General features: G+C 73.1%; 13 protein-coding genes and 2 pseudogenes. 7 read left to right on the top strand and 8 right to left on the bottom strand.

Annotation, left to right across the window (positions count from 1 at the left end):
* Positions 1-124 precede the first annotated feature (124 nt).
* Entirely contained in the window at positions 125-1,642 is a 1,518-nt protein-coding gene (locus AB0398_RS00725) for a DUF5691 domain-containing protein (protein ID WP_366372320.1), read from the top strand.
* Between the two features lie 192 nt (positions 1,643-1,834).
* Here AB0398_RS00725 and AB0398_RS00720 read toward each other — a convergent pair whose 3' ends face one another.
* Entirely contained in the window at positions 1,835-2,242 is a 408-nt protein-coding gene (locus AB0398_RS00720; RefSeq protein ID WP_366371131.1) for a cobalamin B12-binding domain-containing protein, read from the bottom strand.
* Between the two features lie 301 nt (positions 2,243-2,543).
* Here AB0398_RS00720 and AB0398_RS00715 point away from each other — a divergent pair, with 301 nt between their 5' ends.
* Positions 2,544-3,347, top strand: a complete 804-nt coding sequence (locus AB0398_RS00715) for an alpha/beta fold hydrolase (RefSeq protein ID WP_366371129.1) — start codon at positions 2,544-2,546, stop codon at positions 3,345-3,347.
* Positions 3,348-3,698: 351 nt separating this feature from the next.
* Positions 3,699-5,342: a peptidoglycan DD-metalloendopeptidase family protein gene (locus tag AB0398_RS00710; protein ID WP_366371127.1), complete on the top strand. Its 1,644-nt coding sequence runs from the start codon at positions 3,699-3,701 to the stop codon at positions 5,340-5,342.
* Positions 5,343-5,423: 81 nt separating this feature from the next.
* On the opposite strand, the gene pcrA is transcribed toward AB0398_RS00710, so the two are convergent.
* Together pcrA and AB0398_RS00700 are read right to left on the bottom strand one after the other, a co-directional pair.
* Positions 5,424-7,871: a DNA helicase PcrA gene (gene pcrA, locus AB0398_RS00705; protein ID WP_366371125.1), complete on the bottom strand. Its 2,448-nt coding sequence runs from the start codon at positions 7,869-7,871 to the stop codon at positions 5,424-5,426.
* A 135-nt stretch (positions 7,872-8,006) separates the two neighbouring features.
* Positions 8,007-8,360, bottom strand: a complete 354-nt coding sequence (locus AB0398_RS00700; protein WP_366371123.1) for a hypothetical protein — start codon at positions 8,358-8,360, stop codon at positions 8,007-8,009.
* Between the two features lie 369 nt (positions 8,361-8,729).
* Here AB0398_RS00700 and AB0398_RS00695 point away from each other — a divergent pair, with 369 nt between their 5' ends.
* A complete protein-coding gene (locus tag AB0398_RS00695) occupies positions 8,730-9,836 on the top strand; it encodes an NlpC/P60 family protein (protein WP_366371121.1) in 1,107 nt (368 codons plus the stop codon).
* A 125-nt stretch (positions 9,837-9,961) separates the two neighbouring features.
* Here the strand turns inward: AB0398_RS00695 and AB0398_RS00690 are convergent, their stop codons facing one another.
* Positions 9,962-10,687 carry a response regulator transcription factor gene (locus AB0398_RS00690; protein WP_366371120.1) on the bottom strand — a complete coding sequence of 242 codons (726 nt, stop codon included), beginning with the start codon at positions 10,685-10,687 and terminating at the stop codon, positions 9,962-9,964.
* On the bottom strand, positions 10,684-11,946 hold the full coding sequence (locus tag AB0398_RS00685) for a PspC domain-containing protein (RefSeq protein WP_366371118.1): 1,263 nt from the start codon (positions 11,944-11,946) through the stop codon (positions 10,684-10,686). Before AB0398_RS00685 ends, AB0398_RS00690 begins: the two co-directional genes overlap by 4 nt.
* Before the next feature lie 156 nt (positions 11,947-12,102).
* Here AB0398_RS00685 and AB0398_RS00680 point away from each other — a divergent pair, with 156 nt between their 5' ends.
* Together AB0398_RS00680 and AB0398_RS00675 are read left to right on the top strand one after the other, a co-directional pair.
* Entirely contained in the window at positions 12,103-13,455 is a 1,353-nt protein-coding gene (locus tag AB0398_RS00680) for a PspC domain-containing protein (protein WP_366371116.1), read from the top strand.
* A complete protein-coding gene (locus AB0398_RS00675) occupies positions 13,442-13,702 on the top strand; it encodes a hypothetical protein (protein ID WP_366371115.1) in 261 nt (86 codons plus the stop codon). The genes AB0398_RS00680 and AB0398_RS00675 overlap by 14 nt, the downstream gene beginning before the upstream one ends.
* Here AB0398_RS00675 and AB0398_RS00670 read toward each other — a convergent pair.
* The 3 genes and pseudogenes from AB0398_RS00670 to guaA all read right to left on the bottom strand — a co-directional run.
* Positions 13,612-14,070: pseudogene (locus AB0398_RS00670) on the bottom strand (DoxX family protein); the annotation flags it as partial. The gene AB0398_RS00675 and the pseudogene AB0398_RS00670 sit on opposite strands and share 91 nt — an antisense overlap.
* 336 nt (positions 14,071-14,406) lie before the next feature.
* A pseudogene (locus AB0398_RS00665) lies at positions 14,407-15,239 on the bottom strand (hypothetical protein); the annotation flags it as partial.
* A 406-nt stretch (positions 15,240-15,645) separates the two neighbouring features.
* Entirely contained in the window at positions 15,646-17,238 is a 1,593-nt protein-coding gene (guaA, locus tag AB0398_RS00660) for a glutamine-hydrolyzing GMP synthase (protein WP_366371113.1), read from the bottom strand.
* Positions 17,239-17,561: 323 nt separating this feature from the next.
* Between guaA and AB0398_RS00655 the strand changes: the two genes are divergently transcribed.
* Complete coding sequence (locus AB0398_RS00655) at positions 17,562-17,855, top strand: chorismate mutase (RefSeq protein WP_366371111.1); 294 nt, start codon at positions 17,562-17,564, stop codon at positions 17,853-17,855.
* Positions 17,856-18,440: the final 585 nt, after the last annotated feature.

Here is an 18,440-nt window from a genome sequence, read left to right as displayed (position 1 = left end):
GACGGACCGACGGACACCCACCGGGCTCGCGCGCACGGTGCGCCGCGATGTGACGGATGGTGACGTGACGGGTGGTGACGTGACGGATGGTGACGTGACGGATGGCAAGGCGCTGGACGATGACATGAGGGGCGGTGACGCGGCGGGCGCGCTGCTCGACGCCGCCGCGCTGCACACCGTACGGCGCAGGGCCGGGCTGCGGCCCGGGCCCGCCGTGCCCCCGCCGGAGCCCGCCCCCGAGGACCCGCGCGCGCCACTGCCCGAGGCGGCCCGGCGGCGCCTCGACCAACTGCTCGCCGGCCGGACAACGCCCGCGCCCGCCGGGCGGCGCGGAACCGCGCCCGACCTCGCCGAGTTGCTCCCCCAGTGGCTGGCCCTCGCCGAAGAGCACGGGTACAAGGCGCCGTCCGCCACCCTGCCCGCGCTCCTCGACGCGGCCCGGGCCCGCACCGATCTGCGCCCTCCGGCCCTGCGGTTCGCGGGGCCGCGCGGGCTGTGGCTGGCCCGGCTCAACCCCGAGTGGCGGTTCGCCCTCCGCGGCACGGGGGCGGCCGGCTCCCTCCCGTCCCTCCGGGACGCGGAGGGGGTGCGGGCCCTGTGGGACGAGGGCCTGTTCGCCGAGCGGGTCGCCCTGCTCGCCGCCGTACGGGACGACGATCCGGCCGCCGGTCTCGCCCTCCTCGCCTCCACCTGGGCCACCGAGCGGGCGGAGGACCGGCTGATGTTCCTCGACTCGCTGCGGGCCGGACTCTCCGACGCGGACGAGGAGTTCCTGGAGGCGGCCCTCGGCGACCGCGGCCGGAACGTCCGCGCGACCGCCGCCGAACTCCTCTCCGCCCTGCCGTCCTCCGCCCTCGCGGGCCGGATGGCGGCCCGGGCCCTGACCTGCGTCGGCTTCGACCGGACGGCCGACGTACCGACGATCGGCGTCGAGGCGCCGCACGAGTGCGACGCGGCGATGCGGCGGGACGGCGTCGTGGCGGTCCCTCCGGCGGGCCGGGGCGAGCGCTCCTGGTGGCTGGCCCGGATCGTGGAGTCCGCGCCGCTCTCCTGCTGGCCGGCCAGGTTCGGGGGGCGCGGCCCGGAGGAGATCGTGGCCCTGCCGGTCGCCGACGGGTGGCGGGACGAGCTGCACGCCGCCTGGTGCCGGGCGGCCGTGCGGCAGCGGGACGCGGCCTGGTCGCGGGCGCTGCTCGGTTCGCCCGCGGTCCCGCCCGCGACGGGGCCCGGCACCTCGTCGCTCGCCGAGCGGGCCCGGCTCCTGTCGATGCTGTCCCCGGAGGAACGGGCGCTCTGGGTCGCCCGGTTCGTCGCGGCCCACGGCCTGTCGGAGGCGTTCCAGCTCCTCGGGGTCTGCGCCGTGCCGTGGGCGGAGCCGCTCGGCGAAGCGGTGATCGACGCGCTGGACACCGCGCGGGAGGCGGGGGGTTACCCGTGGAGCTTCAGCGGGGTGATGGGCCTCGCGGAGCGCTGCCTCGCCCCGGAGGCGGCCCGGCGCCTCGAACCCCTGGCGGCCCGTCCGGACGAGGCGGAGGACGTCGTCCCCGGCGCGGGCGGCTACTGGTCGGAGGCCTTCCAGCGCCTGGTCTCCACGCTCCGCCTGCGCGCGTCGATCCGCGCCGAGCTCGTACCGCCCGCTTGAGGGCGCACGGACGGCGAAGGGCCCTCCCGGGGGGGGAGGGCCCTGGACGATGAGGGGCGGAACGCTTCGCGGCCCTTGCGCCATGCGGCCCGCGCACTGAGCCGGCCGTGCACCACTCGGCCCGCGCGCCATACGGCCCGAGCACTACCCGGCCCGCGCGCCACTCGGCCCGTCCGCCATGCGGCCCGAGCGCTACGCGACCACCCGGACGTTCGCGTTCACCCAGTCGACGATGGACGTCGTGGTCGCACCCGGCGTGAAGATCTCCGCCACGCCCTTCTCCTTCAGCGGCGCGATGTCCGCCTCCGGGATGATGCCGCCGCCGAAGACCTTGATGTCCTCCGCGTCGCGGTCCTTGAGGAGCTCCAGGACCTTCACGAAGAGCGTGTTGTGCGCGCCCGAGAGGATGGAGAGGCCGATCGCGTCGGCGTCCTCCTGGATCGCCGTGTCGACGATCTGCTCGGGCGTCTGGTGGAGTCCGGTGTAGATGACCTCCATGCCGGCGTCCCGGAGCGCTCGCGCGATCACCTTGGCCCCGCGATCGTGGCCGTCGAGACCCGGCTTGGCCACCACCACGCGGATCGGACCGGTCACACCCATCACTGCCTCCACATGCGACCCCCGCGCTTCTTTGCCGGGGAGGTGAACGAACGTTATCCCCAGCATCCCGCAAGCGGCTGTTTCGCGGCAGCGAGCGAGGGGGAAATCACACGTGGGACATGTTCGCTCCGCACCGTCCCCGCTTCAGGGCCCTCCTCCTGGGCCCGTCAGCCGCAGCGGGACCGGTCGCGAAGGGAGCCGCGACGAGGTCGCCGCGCCTCCGTGCCGCCGTCCGTGCGGCGCGGGGGCGCGGCGCACCGGCCACGCCGTCCGGCCCCGCATGCCGTTCGGGAGGCCGGCCATGGAGTTCGCCAAGGTCACCACCCTGATGAAGGCCACCGCGCTGGAGCTGGCGATCCTCACCGGCCATCTCGTCCTCTACCCGACCGGGATCGTGGCCGAGCGCCTCGCGCCCGCCCCGTCCGACGTGCCGCCCGAGGGGCCCGCCCGGGGCAGGCGCCCCGTCCTGCTCCTGCACGGCTTCGTGGACAACCGCTCCGTCTTCGTCCTGCTGCGCCGCTCCCTCGCCCGGCACGGCCGTGACGGGATCGAGTCGCTCAACTACTCTCCGCTCACCTGCGACCTGCGGGCCGCCGCCGAGCTGCTCGGCCGCCGGGTGGACGAGATCCGCGCCCGTACGGGACACGCCGAGGTCGACATCGTCGGACACAGCCTCGGCGGGCTGATCGCGCGTTATTACGTGCAGTGCCTCGGGGGTGACGCGCGGGTGCGGACCCTGGTCACGCTCGGCACCCCGCACACGGGCACGACCATGGCCCGGCTCGCCGCCGCCCATCCGCTGGTGCGGCAGATGCGGCCCGGTTCCGAGGTGCTGCGGGAGCTGGCCGGCCCCGCGCCCGGCTGCCGGACCAGGTTCGTGAGCTTCTGGAGCGACCTCGACCAGGTGATGGTGCCGGTGGAGACCGCCCGCCTCGACCACCCGGACCTGGTGGTGCACAACGTGCGGGTCAGCGGGGTCGGCCACCTCGCGCTGCCCGTGCACCCGACGGTGGCCACCGGGGTCCGCGAGGCGCTCGACGCCGACGACGGGCCCGGGCTCCCGGCCGGACGGGGAGAGGAACCGGACGCGTCCTCCGTAGCCTGACGGGCGTGTCCTCCCATCGCCTGACGGACGTGTCCCCCATCGCCCGACCTGACCCCCGGCCGCCCCGTCGACGCCCTGCGATCGTCCGATCACACGACATCACCGTCGTCAACACATATGCCGTCCGACCACGCGACACCCCTGTTCGAATGTTTCTCGAACACAAGGCCAAAGGTGTCTCCGCGAGCTGGTGAAACGCGACCGATTGCCCGTTTCCTACGGCTGCAAACCCCGCCGAAGATTGTCCGCCGCGCATACCGCCGGGTACAGTCGCGCCACTGCTTACCCCCGGGACACCCCTCGTCGGGCCCGCCCCGGACTGGTCCTGCTGCCGAGGCGAGAGAGACGTTGGTGAACGACCAGCACCCCCACGCCGGGTACGTCGGAGACGACGCCCACACCACTGGCAGTTTCGCCGCAGACCCGCTGTTCGGCACGTACCCCGCCGGTCAGGCCGACCACAGCGGCCAGTGGGACCTCGGTCAGTACGGCAGCACCGGAACCCCCGGCACCGCCGGGCAGTACGACACGACCGGCCAGTGGGACGCCTCGGGGCAGTGGAACGTCGGAACCCCCGCCTACGGGACCCCCGTCCACGAGACCAGCGGTTCCTACGAGACCATCGGTTCCTACGAGGCGACCGGCGCCTACCCGACGACCGGCTCCTACGAGACCGGCGCGGCGCAGTACGACGCGACGGGCCAGTACGGCACGACCGGCCCGTACGGGGCGAGCGACCCGTACGACACGACCGGCCAGTGGGACGCCTCCGCCTGGACCGAGGCCCAGCACACCGGCCAGTACGAGACCGCCCACTCCGGCGCGTACGCCGCCCAGGGCACGTACGGCTACGAGGCCTACGACACCAGCGGCCAGTGGGCCGCCCCCGCCTTCGCGACCGAGACCGGCGCCTACGACGCGACCGCGTGGAACCACGCCGCTCCGGAGCCCGAGCCGGTCGTGCCCCACCAGTACACCCCGCAGTCCGAGCAACTCCCCGAGCACACGGCCGAGTTCTCCTACGACTACGCGCCCGAGGCGGAGACCGGCGGTGCCGAGGACTCCGAGGACGCCGAACTCCTCGAAGACGCCGAGGCCGCCGAAGACGGCGAGACCTCGTACGAGGCCGCCTACGGGACCGACGAGGAACCCCACGACGAGCCCCGCGACGAGCCCGCCGTCGAGGTCCGTACCGACGCTCCCGCCACCGGCCGCCCCGTACGCCGTTCCTCCGGCGGCGGTCGCGGCCGGCGTCGTACTCCCGCCAAGCGGTCCGCGCTGCTGACCGTCGCCGTCCCCTCCGCCTGCGTCATGGGGGTCGCCGGCATCGCCGCCGCGTCCGTCGGCGGGCTCCCGGGCGCCGGCGCCGGGGGCGAGAAGAAGGACAGCCCGACCGCGCTCGCCGCCGCCCCGGACGCCGTCAAGCCGGTCGCCGCGAACAACGCCTTCAACACCCAGCTCGACGCCCTCGCCACCGACGCCCGTGACTTCGGCAGCCGCGCCAGCCGCGCCCAGGAGCGCATCGACCTCAAGGTCCGCCAGGAGGCCGAGAAGAAGAAGCGCGAGGAGGAGGCGATCCGCAAGGAGGCGATGCGCCCCAAGTTCGCGCTGCCGGTGAAGCTCCACCGGCTCAGCGCGCGCTTCGGCCAGTCGGGCGTCAACTGGATGTCCGTGCACACCGGCATCGACTTCCCCGTGTTCAACGGCACGCCCGTGATGGCCGCGACGGACGGCACCGTCCGCACCCAGCTGAACAGCGCGTACGGCAACATGGTGATCGTGACCGCCCCGGACGGCACCGAGACCTGGTACTGCCACCTCAGCAGCGCCAAGATCCGCTCCGGTTCCGTGAAGGCCGGCGAGGTCATCGCGTACTCGGGCGACTCCGGCAACTCCACCGGCCCGCACCTCCACTTCGAGGTCCGGCCGGGCGGCGGCTACGCGATCGACCCGCTGGCGTGGCTGCGCAGCCACGGCCTGGACCCGACCAGCTGATCTCCTTCGTACGGATTCGTACGGATTCGTACGGAAAGGGCCCCGACCGAAGCCGGGGCCCTTTCCGCGTCCGCGTACCCGCTACAGCTTCTCGACCGGCGCGTACCGCAGCAGCAGCCGCTTCGGCTTGTCGTCGCCGAAGTCGATCGTCGCCTGGGCGTCGGCGCCCGTGCCGGTCACCGCCGTGACCGTGCCGAGGCCGAACTGGTCGTGCGTGACACGGTCGCCCACCTGGAGCGAGATCACCGGCTTCTCGCCGGCCCGCCGCGTGGCGAAGCCCGAGGGGCCGGAGCGCGCGCGGGAGGAGGAGAGCGAGGAGGTGATGCCCGAGGTCGGCCCGGCGGGCTTCGCCATCGGACCGGTCCGCTTCCACTCCAGGTGCGTGGGCGGGATCTCCTCCAGGAAGCGCGAGGCCGGGTTGTACGAGGGCTGGCCCCAGGCGCTGCGCATCGCCGAGCGGGTGAGGTAGAGCCGCTCACGCGCGCGCGTGATGCCCACGTACGCGAGGCGGCGCTCCTCCTCCAGCTCCTTCGTCTGGCCGAGGGCGCGCATGTGCGGGAAGACGCCGTCCTCCATGCCCGTCAGGAACACCACCGGGAATTCGAGGCCCTTGGCGGTGTGCAGCGTCATGAGGGTGATGACGCCCCGGCCCTCCTCGTCCTCGTCGGGGATCTGGTCGGAGTCGGCGACGAGGGCGACCTTCTCCAGGAACTCGGCGAGGGTCGCGGGCTCCTCGCCCCGCTCCTGCTCGAACTCCAGGGCGACGGCGGCGAGTTCCTGGAGGTTCTCGATCCGGGTCTCGTCCTGCGGGTCGGTCGAGGCCTGGAGCTCGGCCAGGTAGCCGGTCCGCTCCAGGACGGCCTCCAGGACGACGGCGGGTCCGGCGCCGGACTCGACGACGGTGCGCAGCTCGTCCATGAGCGCGTTGAAGCGCTTGACGGCGTTCGCGGAGCGCGCGGCCATGCCGTACGCCTCGTCGACCCTCTTGAGGGCCTGCGGGAAGGTGATCTTCTCGCGGAGCGAGAGGGCGTCGATCATCGCCTCGGCGCGCTCGCCGATGCCCCGCTTGGGGACGTTGAGGATGCGGCGCAGCGGGACGTTGTCCTCGGGATTGGCGAGGACGCGCAGGTACGCGAGGACGTCCCGGACCTCCTTGCGCTCGTAGAAGCGCACGCCGCCGACGACCTTGTAGGGCAGGCCGACGCGGATGAAGATCTCCTCGAAGACGCGGGACTGGGCGTTGGTCCGGTAGAAGACGGCGACGTCCCCGGCCTTGGCCTCGCCCGCGTCCGTGAGCCGGTCGATCTCGTCGGCGACGAACTGCGCCTCGTCGTGCTCGGTGTCCGCGACGTAGCCGGTGATCCGCGCGCCCTCGCCCGCGTTGGTCCACAGGTTCTTGGGGCGGCGGGACTCGTTGCGCTCGATGACGGCGTTGGCGGCCGAGAGGATCGTCTGCGTGGAGCGGTAGTTCTGCTCCAGGAGGATCGTGGTCGCGTCCGGGTAGTCCTCCTCGAACTGGAGGATGTTGCGGATGGTGGCGCCCCGGAAGGCGTAGATCGACTGGTCGGCGTCGCCCACCACGCACAGCTCGGCCGGGCCGAGGTCCTCGTAGCCGGTGCCGACCAGCTCGCGCACCAGGGTGTACTGGGCGTGGTTGGTGTCCTGGTACTCGTCGACGAGGACGTGGCGGAAGCGGCGGCGGTAGTGCTCGGCGACGTCGGGGAACGCCTGGAGCAGGTGGACCGTCGTCATGATGATGTCGTCGAAGTCCAGGGCGTTGGCCTCGCGCAGCCGCGCCTGGTACATCCGGTACGCCTCGGCGAGCGTCTTCTCGAAGCCGTCCTGCGCCTGGTCGGCGAAGCTCTCCTCGTCGATCAGCTCGTTCTTGAGGTTCGAGATCTTGGCGCTGAACGACTTCGGCGGGAACTTCTTCGGGTCGAGGTCCAGGTCGCGGCAGACCAGCGCCATCAGGCGCTTGGAGTCGGCGGCGTCGTAGATCGAGAAGGAGGAGGTGAAGCCGAGCCTCTTCGACTCGCGGCGCAGGATCCGGACGCACGCGCTGTGGAAGGTCATGACCCACATGGCGTTGGCGCGCGGGCCGACGAGCTGCTCGACGCGCTCCTTCATCTCGCCGGCGGCCTTGTTGGTGAAGGTGATCGCCAGGATCTGGCCGGGGTGGACGTGCCGCGTGCCCAGGAGGTGGGCGATGCGGTGGGTGAGCACCCGGGTCTTGCCGGAGCCGGCGCCGGCGACGATGAGCAGCGGGGTGTCGGTGTGCACGACGGCGGCGCGCTGCTGCTCGTTCAGCCCCTCCAGGAGGGCGGCGGGGTCCACGACGGGGCGCGGGGCGCCGTCGCGGTAGTACGCGTCCCGGGGCGGGGGCGCGTCGAAGTGCTCCCCGAAGAGGTCGTGCGGGACCTCCTCCGGCGCCGGGGAGCCGTGCTCGTCGTCCTCGGGCTGGGGCGGGGGCTCCTCCGAGGAGTGGTTCTGGAGACCGGCCAGGAAGCTGTCGTCAAAGAGGCTGCTCATCGCCTCACGAGTCTAGGACGCCTCGCAGACATCCGGGTCCGTCTTAGGAGGGCGGTAGGTGCGGCCGGGGTGCGGAACGGGTCACATCCCGGGGCTGCGGACCGGGCCGGGGCGGCTCGGGTCCGGTCCGGGGACTCAGTTCCAGAGGGTCGCGATGAAGATGTTCGCCGTGGTCAGGCCGCCGACGGCGGCGAAGAGGCCCTTGTCGACCTTCTCGTCGTCCCGCTTGACGTAGACGAGGCCGAGGATCACGACGAGGATCGCCAGCTTGACGCCGATCTTGAGGTTGTTCACGGTCTGGTCGTCGGCCTGGTTCAGGCCGACGAGCGCGACGCCCGTGACCAGCATGGTCAACGCGCCGTGCAGCATCGCGGGGCTGAAGCGGGCCGTACCGGCGCCCATCGCCTTCATCTGGGTGAGGAAGCCGCCGAGGAGGGAGGCGATACCGATGATGTGCAGGGCGACGAAGACATTGATGAGTACGTCCATGGGGCGGAGCCTAACCGGGCCTCCGTGCCCCCCTTCCGAGCGGGTCCCGCCCCGTACCGCCCCTTCGATCACTCGCCCGTCCGTACACCGATACGTTCGTACGCCCGCCGGAAGGGCCGCACTCCGTCACCCGGCGAAAGAGTTCGGTCCCTCCCCCGTCAACTGGCGCCAATAGCGGTCATCCCGTCATCCGGGCGTGACCCCGGGCCTAGCGTCCTCCACCAGGTGACCGGCTCCCCACCACCGCCGGCAGGTCGGCGGTCGTCGGTCACCCCCGCCGAGAAAACCGGCGGCGGCCCGTCCCCCTGTGCGGACCGCCGCCGGCCCGGCGCACACCGTCCCCCAGGGAAGAGGATGTGAACCGCCCTCGTGGCAGCGCACCGAAAGTCCACCCAGTCCCTCCTCGGCGGTCAGGCGGTCCGCACCGCCGCCACCCTCGCCCTCGCCTCGGCGGCGACGGCGATGCTCTTCGAAGGGTCCGGACACGCGGACCCCCGGCCCACCACCGCCCAGGTCAGGGCGCAGGTCGACCGGCTCTACGAGGAGGCCGAGGTCGCGACCGAGCGGTACAACGGGGCGAAGGAGAAGGCGGACGCGGCGCGCGGCGCCTTCGACCGGCTGCGCGACGAGGCCGCCCGCAGGACCCAGCGCCTCAACGACGCGCGGGAAGCCCTCGGGGCCGTGGCCGCCGCCCAGTACCGCTCCGGAGGGCTCGACCCGGCGCTGCGGCTCGCCCTCACCTCCGACCCGGACCAGTACCTGGCGCGGGCCGCGTTCGCCGAGAAGGCCGGTGACCGGCAGGCCGCCGCGATCCGGACCGTACGGCGCGAACTCGGCGCGATCGGGCAGCTGCGCGGCGAGTCGGCGGACCGGCTGGCCGTCCTGCGCGGGCACGAGGCCGAGCTGCGGCGGCAGAAGGCGACCGTCCTCGGCAGACTGGAGGCGGCCAGGACCCTGCTCGCCCGGCTGACCACCGAGGAACGGGCCCGGTACGAGGCCGCCACCGCCGCCCGGAACACCTCCGGCCCCTCGGCGCGGGCGGCCGGAGCGAACCCGGCCGGCACCTCGGCCCCCGCGCGGGCCGACCGCTCCTCCGGCAGCGCGCGCGGACCGGTGGGCGCCCCGAACTCCCGGGCCGCCCAGGCCATCTCCTTCGCCCGCGCCCAGCTCGGCAAGCCGTACGTGTGGGGGGCGACGGGCCCGTCCGGGTACGACTGCTCGGGCCTCACCCAGGCGGCCTGGCGCGCGGCCGGCGTCTCCCTGCCCCGCACGACGTACACCCAGATCAACGCCGGCAAGCGGGTCTCCCGCTCCCAGCTCGCCCCCGGTGACCTGGTCTTCTTCTACTCCGGGATCAGCCACGTCGGGCTCTACATCGGCGGCGGCCGGATGATCCACGCCCCCCGCCCGGGCGCCCCGATCCGGGTCGCCCCGATCGACGAGATGCCCTTCGCCGGAGCCACCCGCGTGAGCTGACGGCCCCGTCCCCGGCCCTGACTCCGGCGCGGGGGCCGGTCCCGACGCGGGGCCACGGGTGGTGAGCCAGGGATCGTGGACCGGGGACGGGGGACGTCGCCGCAGACCTCAGACCGGGCCGGGGATCAGACCAAGCGGCGGGCGGTGGCCCAGCGCGTCAGCTCGTGGCGGTTGGAGAGCTGGAGCTTCCGCAGGACCGCCGAGACGTGCGACTCGACCGTCTTCACCGAGATGTAGAGCTGCTTGGCGATCTCCTTGTACGCGTAGCCGCGGGCGATCAGCCGCAGCACCTCCCGCTCCCGCTGGGTGAGCCGGTCCAGGTCCTCGTCCACCGGGGGCGCGTCCGTCGAGGCGAAGGCGTCCAGGACGAAGCCGGCGAGCCGGGGGGAGAAGACGGCGTCCCCCTCCTGGACCCGGAAGATCGAGTCGACCAGGTCGGTGCCGGTGATCGTCTTGGTGACGTAGCCGCGGGCCCCGCCCCGGATCACCCCGATCACGTCCTCGGCCGCGTCCGACACCGAAAGGGCCAGGAAGCGGACCGGGTCCTCGGGCGCGCCGAGCAGGCTCGCGCAGCGCCGCAGCACCTCGACCCCGCCGCCGCCCGGGAGGTGCACGTCGAGCAGGACGACCTCGGGGCGGGTCGCGGTGATGACCGTGACCGCCTGGTCGACGTCGGCGGCCTCGCCGACCACCTCGACGCCGGTGACCTCGGTCCGGCCGATCTCGGCCTGCACCCCGGTGCGGAACATGCGGTGGTCGTCGACGAGCACCACCCGCACCCGGCGTCCGGCACCCGGCGCCGCCCCCGCGTCCGCCCCGCTCCCGGTCGCTGCCCCGGTCTCGTCGCTCATCCGTCCGCCCTCTCCATCTCGAGCTCCACTTCGGTGCCGCCGCCCTGGGGTGACCGCAGCCGGGCCGTACCGCCGTTGCGCTGCATCCGGCCGATGATCGATTCTCGTACGCCCATCCGGTCCTCCGGCACGTCGTCCAGATCGAAGCCCGGCCCCCGGTCCCGCACCGAGACGAAGACCGTGCGGCCGTCCACCTCCGCGAACACCTGCACCGCCCCTCCCTCGCCACCGTACTTGGCCGCGTTGACCATCGCCTCGCGCGCGGCCTGTATCTGCGCGACCAGTCCCTCGTCGAGGGGGCAGTCGCCGACGACGACCACCTCCAGCGGGACGCCGTGCTTGTCCTCGACCTCGGCCGCCGCCCTCTTCACCGCCTCCGCGAGGGTCTCGGGCTCCTCGTCCCTGCCGGTGCCCTCCGGCTTGTAGAGCCAGTTCCGCAACTCCCGCTCCTGGGCGCGGGCGAGCCGGCGCACCTCGCCCGGGTCGTCGGCGTTGCGCTGGATCAGGGTGAGGGTGTGCAGCACCGAGTCGTGGACGTGGGCCGCGACCTCGGCGCGCTCCTGGGCGCGGATGCGCATGGTCCGCTCTTCCGTGAGGTCCTGCGACATGCGGACCAGCCAGGGGCCGGCGAGCAGCACGATGCCGGTGAGGACGGCGACGGCGGCGGTGAGGGCCGTGCCGAGCTGGGCGACGGAGCCGCGGACCACCACGAAGACCGCGAGGCCCGTGCCGACCAGGGCGACGCCGACGAGGCCGCGGGCGAGCTGGAACGCGCGTCTGTGCCGGCCGGGGTCGGTCCAGCTGGCCCGGCGGGCGTTGTCCGCCTGGCGCCAGAAGACGGCGACGCCTATGCCGGTGAGGATGGCGGGCCAGACGTACCGTCCCGTCTCGGCGTCGAAGCTGGCGTTCCCGGCGACGACCGCGAGGCTCACGGCGAGCGCGGCCAGGGCGAAGACCTGGCCCCGGTCGGGCTTGCGCAGCCTTCGGCGCCCGTCCGGGGTGGTCTCGAAGACGGGGCGCGGCGCGGTCCGTCCGCCGACGCCGAGCGGGACGACGATCCAGAAGACCGCGTAGAGCACGGCCCCGAGGCCGTCCGCCATGGCGAGGACCGCGAACGCCGTGCGCACCCAGACGACCGGCAGTCCGAGGTGTCCCGCGAGACCGCGTGCGACACCGCCGAGCCACCGCCCGTCGGCGCTTCGATAGAGCCTGCGCAGGGGCGGTTCGTCGGTCTCGGTGACACGAGCGGATGCGGACATGCAGCGATCGTCACACGTCCGGCGCGCCCGGGACATCAGGGTCGGCCCTGAGATCTCCCCTGGTACGGCCTCGGGGAGGAGGGCCCTCCGAATATCAGGGTCGGGCCAGGGTCGTCCCCGGTGCCGCCCGGCGTCACGGGCCTTCACCATGGAGGCATGACGAGTTCGACGCCTTCGCAGCACGAGGCCCCGCCGCCGGCGGAGGGCGCTTCCGCCGCGTCCGCCGCGCCCCTGCGGCGCTCACGCGGAAGCAAGGTCGTGGGCGGTGTCTGCGGCGGTCTCGGCCGGTACTTCGACCTCGACCCGGTGGTCTTCCGCGTCGCGATCGGCGTGCTGGCGGTGACGGGCGGCTTCGGGCTGATCTTCTACGGCTTCGCGTGGCTGCTGATCCCGCTCGCGGGCGAGGAGGACAACGAGGGGCGCAGGCTGCTGACCGGCCGCGTCTCCGGTTCCTCCCTCGCGGCCCTGCTGATGGCGCTGATCGGCTGCGGGGTCTTCCTGTCGATGCTGCGCAGCGGATCGATGCTGGGCTCCTCGCTGCTGGTGGCGTTCGTGGCGTGCGGGGCGGCGGTCTGGTCGCGGCGGAGGCAGACGGGCGCGGCCGAGACCGAGGGCAGGACGGACACGGCGGCGGCGCTCGCGGTCGCCGAGGCCCCGCCCGAGACGAAGGCCCCGCCGCTGATCGAGTACACCTCCTGGTGGAAGGACCCGATAGTCAAGGACGGATCGACAGGCAGGGTGGCCGTCGGCTACCTCTGGGGTCCGCACGGCGTGGTGGACAAGGAGGGCAAGGTCAACGGCGAGGTGCCGAAGCCCGGCAGCCAGTGGGGGCCCCCGGTCCCGGCGCCCGGCCGTCCGACGCCCTCCGTCCGGAAGAGTCCGCTCTCCATCAGCGGCCTCGTCTTCCTGCTCGCGATGGTGGCGGCCGGCCTCGGCACGGGCCTGACCTGGGAGACCGAGCCGCTCGGCACCAGTCTGCAGATCGGTCTGACCGCCGCCCTCGCGGTGTTCGGCCTGGGGTTGGTCGTCAGCAGTTTCCTCGGACGGACCGGGTTCGGCACGGTCTTCATGACCGTGCTCACGGCGGGCGTGCTCGCCGTGGCCACGGCGCTGCCCGACCGGATCACCACGGACTGGGTCCGCGAGACCTGGGCGCCCGCGTCGGTCGCCGCCGTGCAGCCGCACTACGCGCTGGGCAGCGGGGTCGGCACGCTCGATCTGTCCCGCCTCCCGCTCCCCGCCGGCACGACGGTCACCACCCGTGCCGAGGTGGGTGCCGGACAGCTTGAGGTGATCGTCCCGAAGGACGCGGTCGTGAAGGTGGACGCCAAGGTGTCGCTGGGCGACCTGCGACTGCCGGGGCAGCCGCCCGGCGACATCGACATCGCGCCGGACCGCAGGGAGACCCACACGCTCGCACCGCCGGCCGGGACCGTCCCGGCGGGCACCCTGGACCTCTCCCTGGAGGTCGCGCTCGGACAGGTGGAGGTCATCCGTGCTGCTTCATGAGTTCCGCCCCGGCCGGCTCGTCGTCGGCCTCACCGCCCTCGCCGTGGCGGCCCTGTACGCGGGCGACGCGGTCGGGGCCTGGGCGGCCGCCTGGTACGCGGTGGTGCCCGTCCTCTGCGGCGGCCTGGCCGCGGCCGCGGTCGCGACCTGGGTCTCCTATCGAATACGGCGCCGTTCGGCGAGGAGCCGGTCCAGCGAGAGCACCGAGGCCCCGGCGAGCAGCAGCGGCAGCCAGGCCATCAGGTAGACGAGGTCGTTGCCGAGGTAGTACGGCGACACCTGCCAGCTCACGGTCAGCCAGAGGCTCAGCGAGATCAGCGCTCCTCCGAGCGCCGCCACCCGGGCGAAGAGGCCGAAGAGGGTCCCGAGTCCGACGGCGAGCTCGCCGAAGGCGATGGCGTACCCGAAGCCGGCGGGGTTCTTGAGGGCGAGGTCGACGAGGGCGGGGATGGCGGAGACGTCCCGGACGCCGCGCATCGTCTCCCCGAGGGACCCGCTGCCGGTGTCGGCGAAGAAGGCGGAGTCGGTGAGCTTGTCGAGCCCGGCGTAGACGAACGTGATCCCGAGGAAGATCCGCAGGGGAAGGAGGGCATAGCGCGAGGCGAGGGCCTTCCAGGCACCGGTTCCGTCGGCCTCACCGCCGGGACCACCGTGACCACGACCGAAGCCGTCACCATGGCCGAAGCCGCCGTCACGGCCGGGCCCACCGTCATCGCTGCCGGGACCACCGTCGCCACGACCGAAGCCACCGCCGCCGCCAGGACCACCGCCGCTACCGCCGCCGGGATCACCGTCGCCGCCACCGGCCCCGCCCGGAGTGCTGTCGTCGCTCCGGCCCGTCCGGTCCGTCTGTCCCGTCATCGTCGGTCACCTCTCACGCCCCGTACGGCTGCTCGCTGAACGATTCTCCTCCGAGCGGCGGCCCGGAGGCGCGGGGAAGGGGCCGGACGGTCAGTCCACGACGTCGATCGTGACCCGGTTGGTCTCCACGCCCGCCGCCGTCACGACCGAGACCTCTGCCCGGCCCGGCTCCACGTCCGCCGGGAGGGGGGCGGTCAGGGAGGTGTCGATGGGGTTGGCGAAGCCGCCCGGGACCGGGATCAGGGGGACGTGGGCGTGGACGGGGCCGATGCGGACGACGAGGCGGGTCAGCGGATCGGGGGCGCCCGCGCCCGGCGGGACGAAGCCTCGGCCGCGGATCTCGATGTCGTCGCCCGTGCGGATCGGGGCGTCGAGGTCGCCCGCCTCACGGGACCGGACCACGGAGTGGATCGTGGGGCGGACGCCCTCCGTGCACTTCGCGGCTAGGGCCTGTCGGGCGAGACGCCGAGAAGGAGCACGAGGGACCAGGGGACCTCGGGGAGGCGGACGGGGTCGCGGGCGAGGCCGACGGCCGCGAGGAGGAGGACGGTGCCGGAGACCAGGAGGTACTGGACGTCGGCGAGGCAGGCCCGGCCGCTGTCGTCGCAGAGCAGGTCGGCGGCGCGCGGGCGGTCGGCGCGCACCTTCTGGAGGCGGCCCGCCGCGATCCCGGTGGTGACGACGAGGCGGGCGGTGACGGTGACGGCCGCCACCAGGGCCAGGGCGGTGAGCAGGCCGGCGGCCCGGACCAGGTCGAGCCGGGCGGGCCCGGCCGCCCGGCCGTGCGCGGTGACCGCGCAGGCGGACTGGGCGAGTTCGTCGGAGACCCACTGGCGGGCGGCGACCGGGGAGTGGGCGACGGCGGCGAGGACGCCGTGGCCGGCGGCGAGCTCGTCGCGCTGGGCGAGGAAGGCGTCGACCGATCCGCCCGCAGTGGGCGCAGGCCGTCGCGTGCTCGCCGTGCTGTCTCGCCTCTTGAACCGCCACGGTGCCCACTTCCGCGCTCGCTCCACGGCACGTACCGACGCGTTCCGGCGCGTTCCGGTGTGGCGGGAGGACCAACTTGCCGCTGGTTCCGCGGAATTGCGCCGTACCGAGGGAGCCCGGGAGCGCTGCGCGCATCACGCCCAGGAGTGATTGTCGCGTCGTCGGATTGACGTACAGAAGGGTGAAGCGATGGTGTTACGACAGGAGTTCGGGCCCTACTCGGCCGATCACGCGCCGGAGCGGCCGGTCGCCGGGGCACCCACGAACAGGGGTGGCGGGAACGACGAAGCCGCCGACCCGGTCGTCCGGGGCGGCGGCCTCCTCACGCGCACAGGGGAGCGGTCACTCCCACTCGATGGTGCCCGGCGGCTTGCTGGTGACGTCGAGGACGACGCGGTTGACGTCGGCGACCTCGTTGGTGATGCGGGTCGAGATCTTGGCGAGCACCTCGTAGGGCAGGCGCGACCAGTCGGCCGTCATGGCGTCCTCGGAGGAGACGGGACGCAGCACGATCGGGTGGCCGTAGGTGCGGCCGTCGCCCTGGACGCCCACGGAGCGCACGTCGGCGAGCAGGACGACCGGGCACTGCCAGATGTCGCGGTCGAGACCGGCGGCGGTCAGCTCCTCGCGGGCGATGGCGTCGGCCTCGCGCAGCAGGTCCAGGCGTTCCTTGGTGACCTCGCCGACGATGCGGATGCCGAGGCCGGGGCCGGGGAAGGGCTGGCGCTGGACGATCTCCTCGGGCAGGCCGAGTTCCTGGCCGACCATGCGGACCTCGTCCTTGAAGAGCTGGCGGAGCGGCTCGACGAGTTCGAACTCGATGTCGTCGGGCAGGCCGCCGACGTTGTGGTGGGACTTGATGTTGGCGGTGCCGGTGCCGCCGCCGGACTCGACGATGTCCGGGTAGAGCGTGCCCTGGACGAGGAACGCGACCTCGGGGCCCTCCTCCTGGAGGATCTCCAGCTGCGCCTGCTCGAATACGCGGATGAACTCGCGGCCGATGATCTTCCGCTTGGTCTCCGGGTCGGAGACGCCGGCGAGGGCGGTGAGGAACCGCTCCTGCGCGTCGACGACCTTGAGGTTGACGCCGGTGGAGGCGACGAAGTCCTTCTCGACCTGCTCGGTCTCGCCCTTGCGCATGAGGCCGTGGTCGACGTACACGCAGGTGAGCTGCGAGCCGATCGCCCTCTGCACGAGCGCGGCGGCCACGGCGGAGTCGACGCCGCCGGAGAGGCCGCAGACGGCGCGCTTGTCGCCGACCTGGGCGCGGATGGCCGCGACCTGCTCCTCGATCACGTTGCCGGTGGTCCAGCTCGGCTCGATGCCGGCGCCCCGGTAGAGGAAGTGCTCCAGGATCTGCTGGCCGTGCGTGGAGTGCAGCACCTCGGGGTGGTACTGGACGCCGTAGAGCTTCTTCGCGTCGTTCTCGAAGGCGGCGACCGGCACGACGTCCGTGGAGGCGGTGACGGTGAAGCCCTCGGGGGCGGCGGAGCAGGCGTCGCCGTGCGACATCCACACCGACTGCTCGACCGGGGTGCCCTCGAAGAGGGTGGAGCCGGCCTTGGAGACGTGCAGCGGGGTGCGGCCGTACTCACGGGCGCCGGTGTTGTCGACGGTGCCGCCGAGGGTCGTCGCCATGAGCTGGAAGCCGTAGCACATGCCGAAGACGGGGACGCCCGCCTCGAAGAGCGCGCGGTCGAGGCGGGGGGCGTTCTCCGCGTACACGGAGGACGGGCCGCCGGAGAGGATGATCGCCTTCGGGTTCCTGGCCAGCATCTCGGCCACCGGCATGGTGGACGGGACGATCTCGCTGTAGACCCGGGCCTCACGGACGCGGCGGGCGATGAGCTGGGCGTACTGGGCGCCGAAGTCGACAACGAGGACTACGTCCGGGTTGGTGACGTCGGGCGCGGCAGCGGGGGTCGCTGATGACACTACGGCGGCCTTCCGGCGGTAGGAGGGGGTCCCTCGAAAGGGGTGCTATTTGTCGATTCTACCGGCGCGCCGGTCGGACTTTTCGTCTCACCATCCGAACCCGGTTTGGCCCCGGGCCCGAGGCGGGGTCCATACTGTCGCCATGCGCAAGCACCCGACCTTCGTCTTTACCTATGGCAACCGGCCCACCGGCTGCCATGGTCGTGCTGCTTGAGCAACTGACAAGCGACTTCCCAGGCGCCCCGGGCCGACAAGGCCCGGGGCGCTCTGTCATTCCCGGGCCGGACCGTCTCGGGGGCGTCCGACACCCCAGGAGCCCCACCATGACGACGCACACCGCCACCACCGAGAAGACCGGCGCCCGCACCGACGAGGCGGCGGCGCTGATCGGCGACTCGCGCGAGCGCATCGACGCGCTCGACGACCGGATCATCGGTCTCATCCAGGAACGGATGGCCGTCTCGGCCGTCATCCAGGAGGCGCGCATCTCCTCCGGCGGCCGCCGGGTGAACCTGAACCGCGAGATGGAGGTCCTCGGCCACTACAGGGACGCCCTCGGCAAGCCGGGCACGGCGCTCGCGATGACGATGCTGGAGCTGTGCCGGGGACGCATCTGAACCGCGCCGGGACGTACCTGAACTGCACCGGGGACATATCCGAGCCGCGCCGGGGACGCATCCGAGTGGGTGCCCGCACCCGCGTTCGGACCCGCTCTCACCCGTACGGCGCGTGACCGGCCCCGCTCCGGCTTCGTTGGTCCGGTTGTCCGTGCCAGCCAGGGGCGGGCCCGAAGAAAACCACGCGTGGCTTCGCTGGGGCGTGTGGCGTACCTCTCCGGTACGTCGTGGGACCTCGCACCAGCGCACGTGACCGGGCAGCAGGGGACAGCGGTCCGGTCACCCAGAAAGGGCGGTCGGTCCCGGGGACGCCCGGGGCCGACCGCAACCGGCTCATCCGGCCGCGCTCCCGCGGCCCCGGCACCGTCGCGAAGACCCGTGAAGACCCCGTCCCCCGGTTCCCCCCACTCCGTTCCCCCCTCCCCAGCGGCGCACCCCCGGCGCCGTTCCGTTCGACACCGCCGCTTCCCCGGCACCGGTGCCGACCCCCGAGGGCCCCGTACCGCGACCGGAATCGCGGCACGGGGCCCTCGTGCGTACACCCGTCCCCTCCATGACGTGACGCGCGTCACACGAAGTTCCCGT

Origin of the sequence: Streptomyces sp. NPDC086147 (assembly GCF_040702165.1) — a bacterium.
Lineage (GTDB): Bacteria > Actinomycetota > Actinomycetes > Streptomycetales > Streptomycetaceae > Streptomyces.
This window is presented reverse-complemented; position numbering and strand designations above follow the sequence as displayed.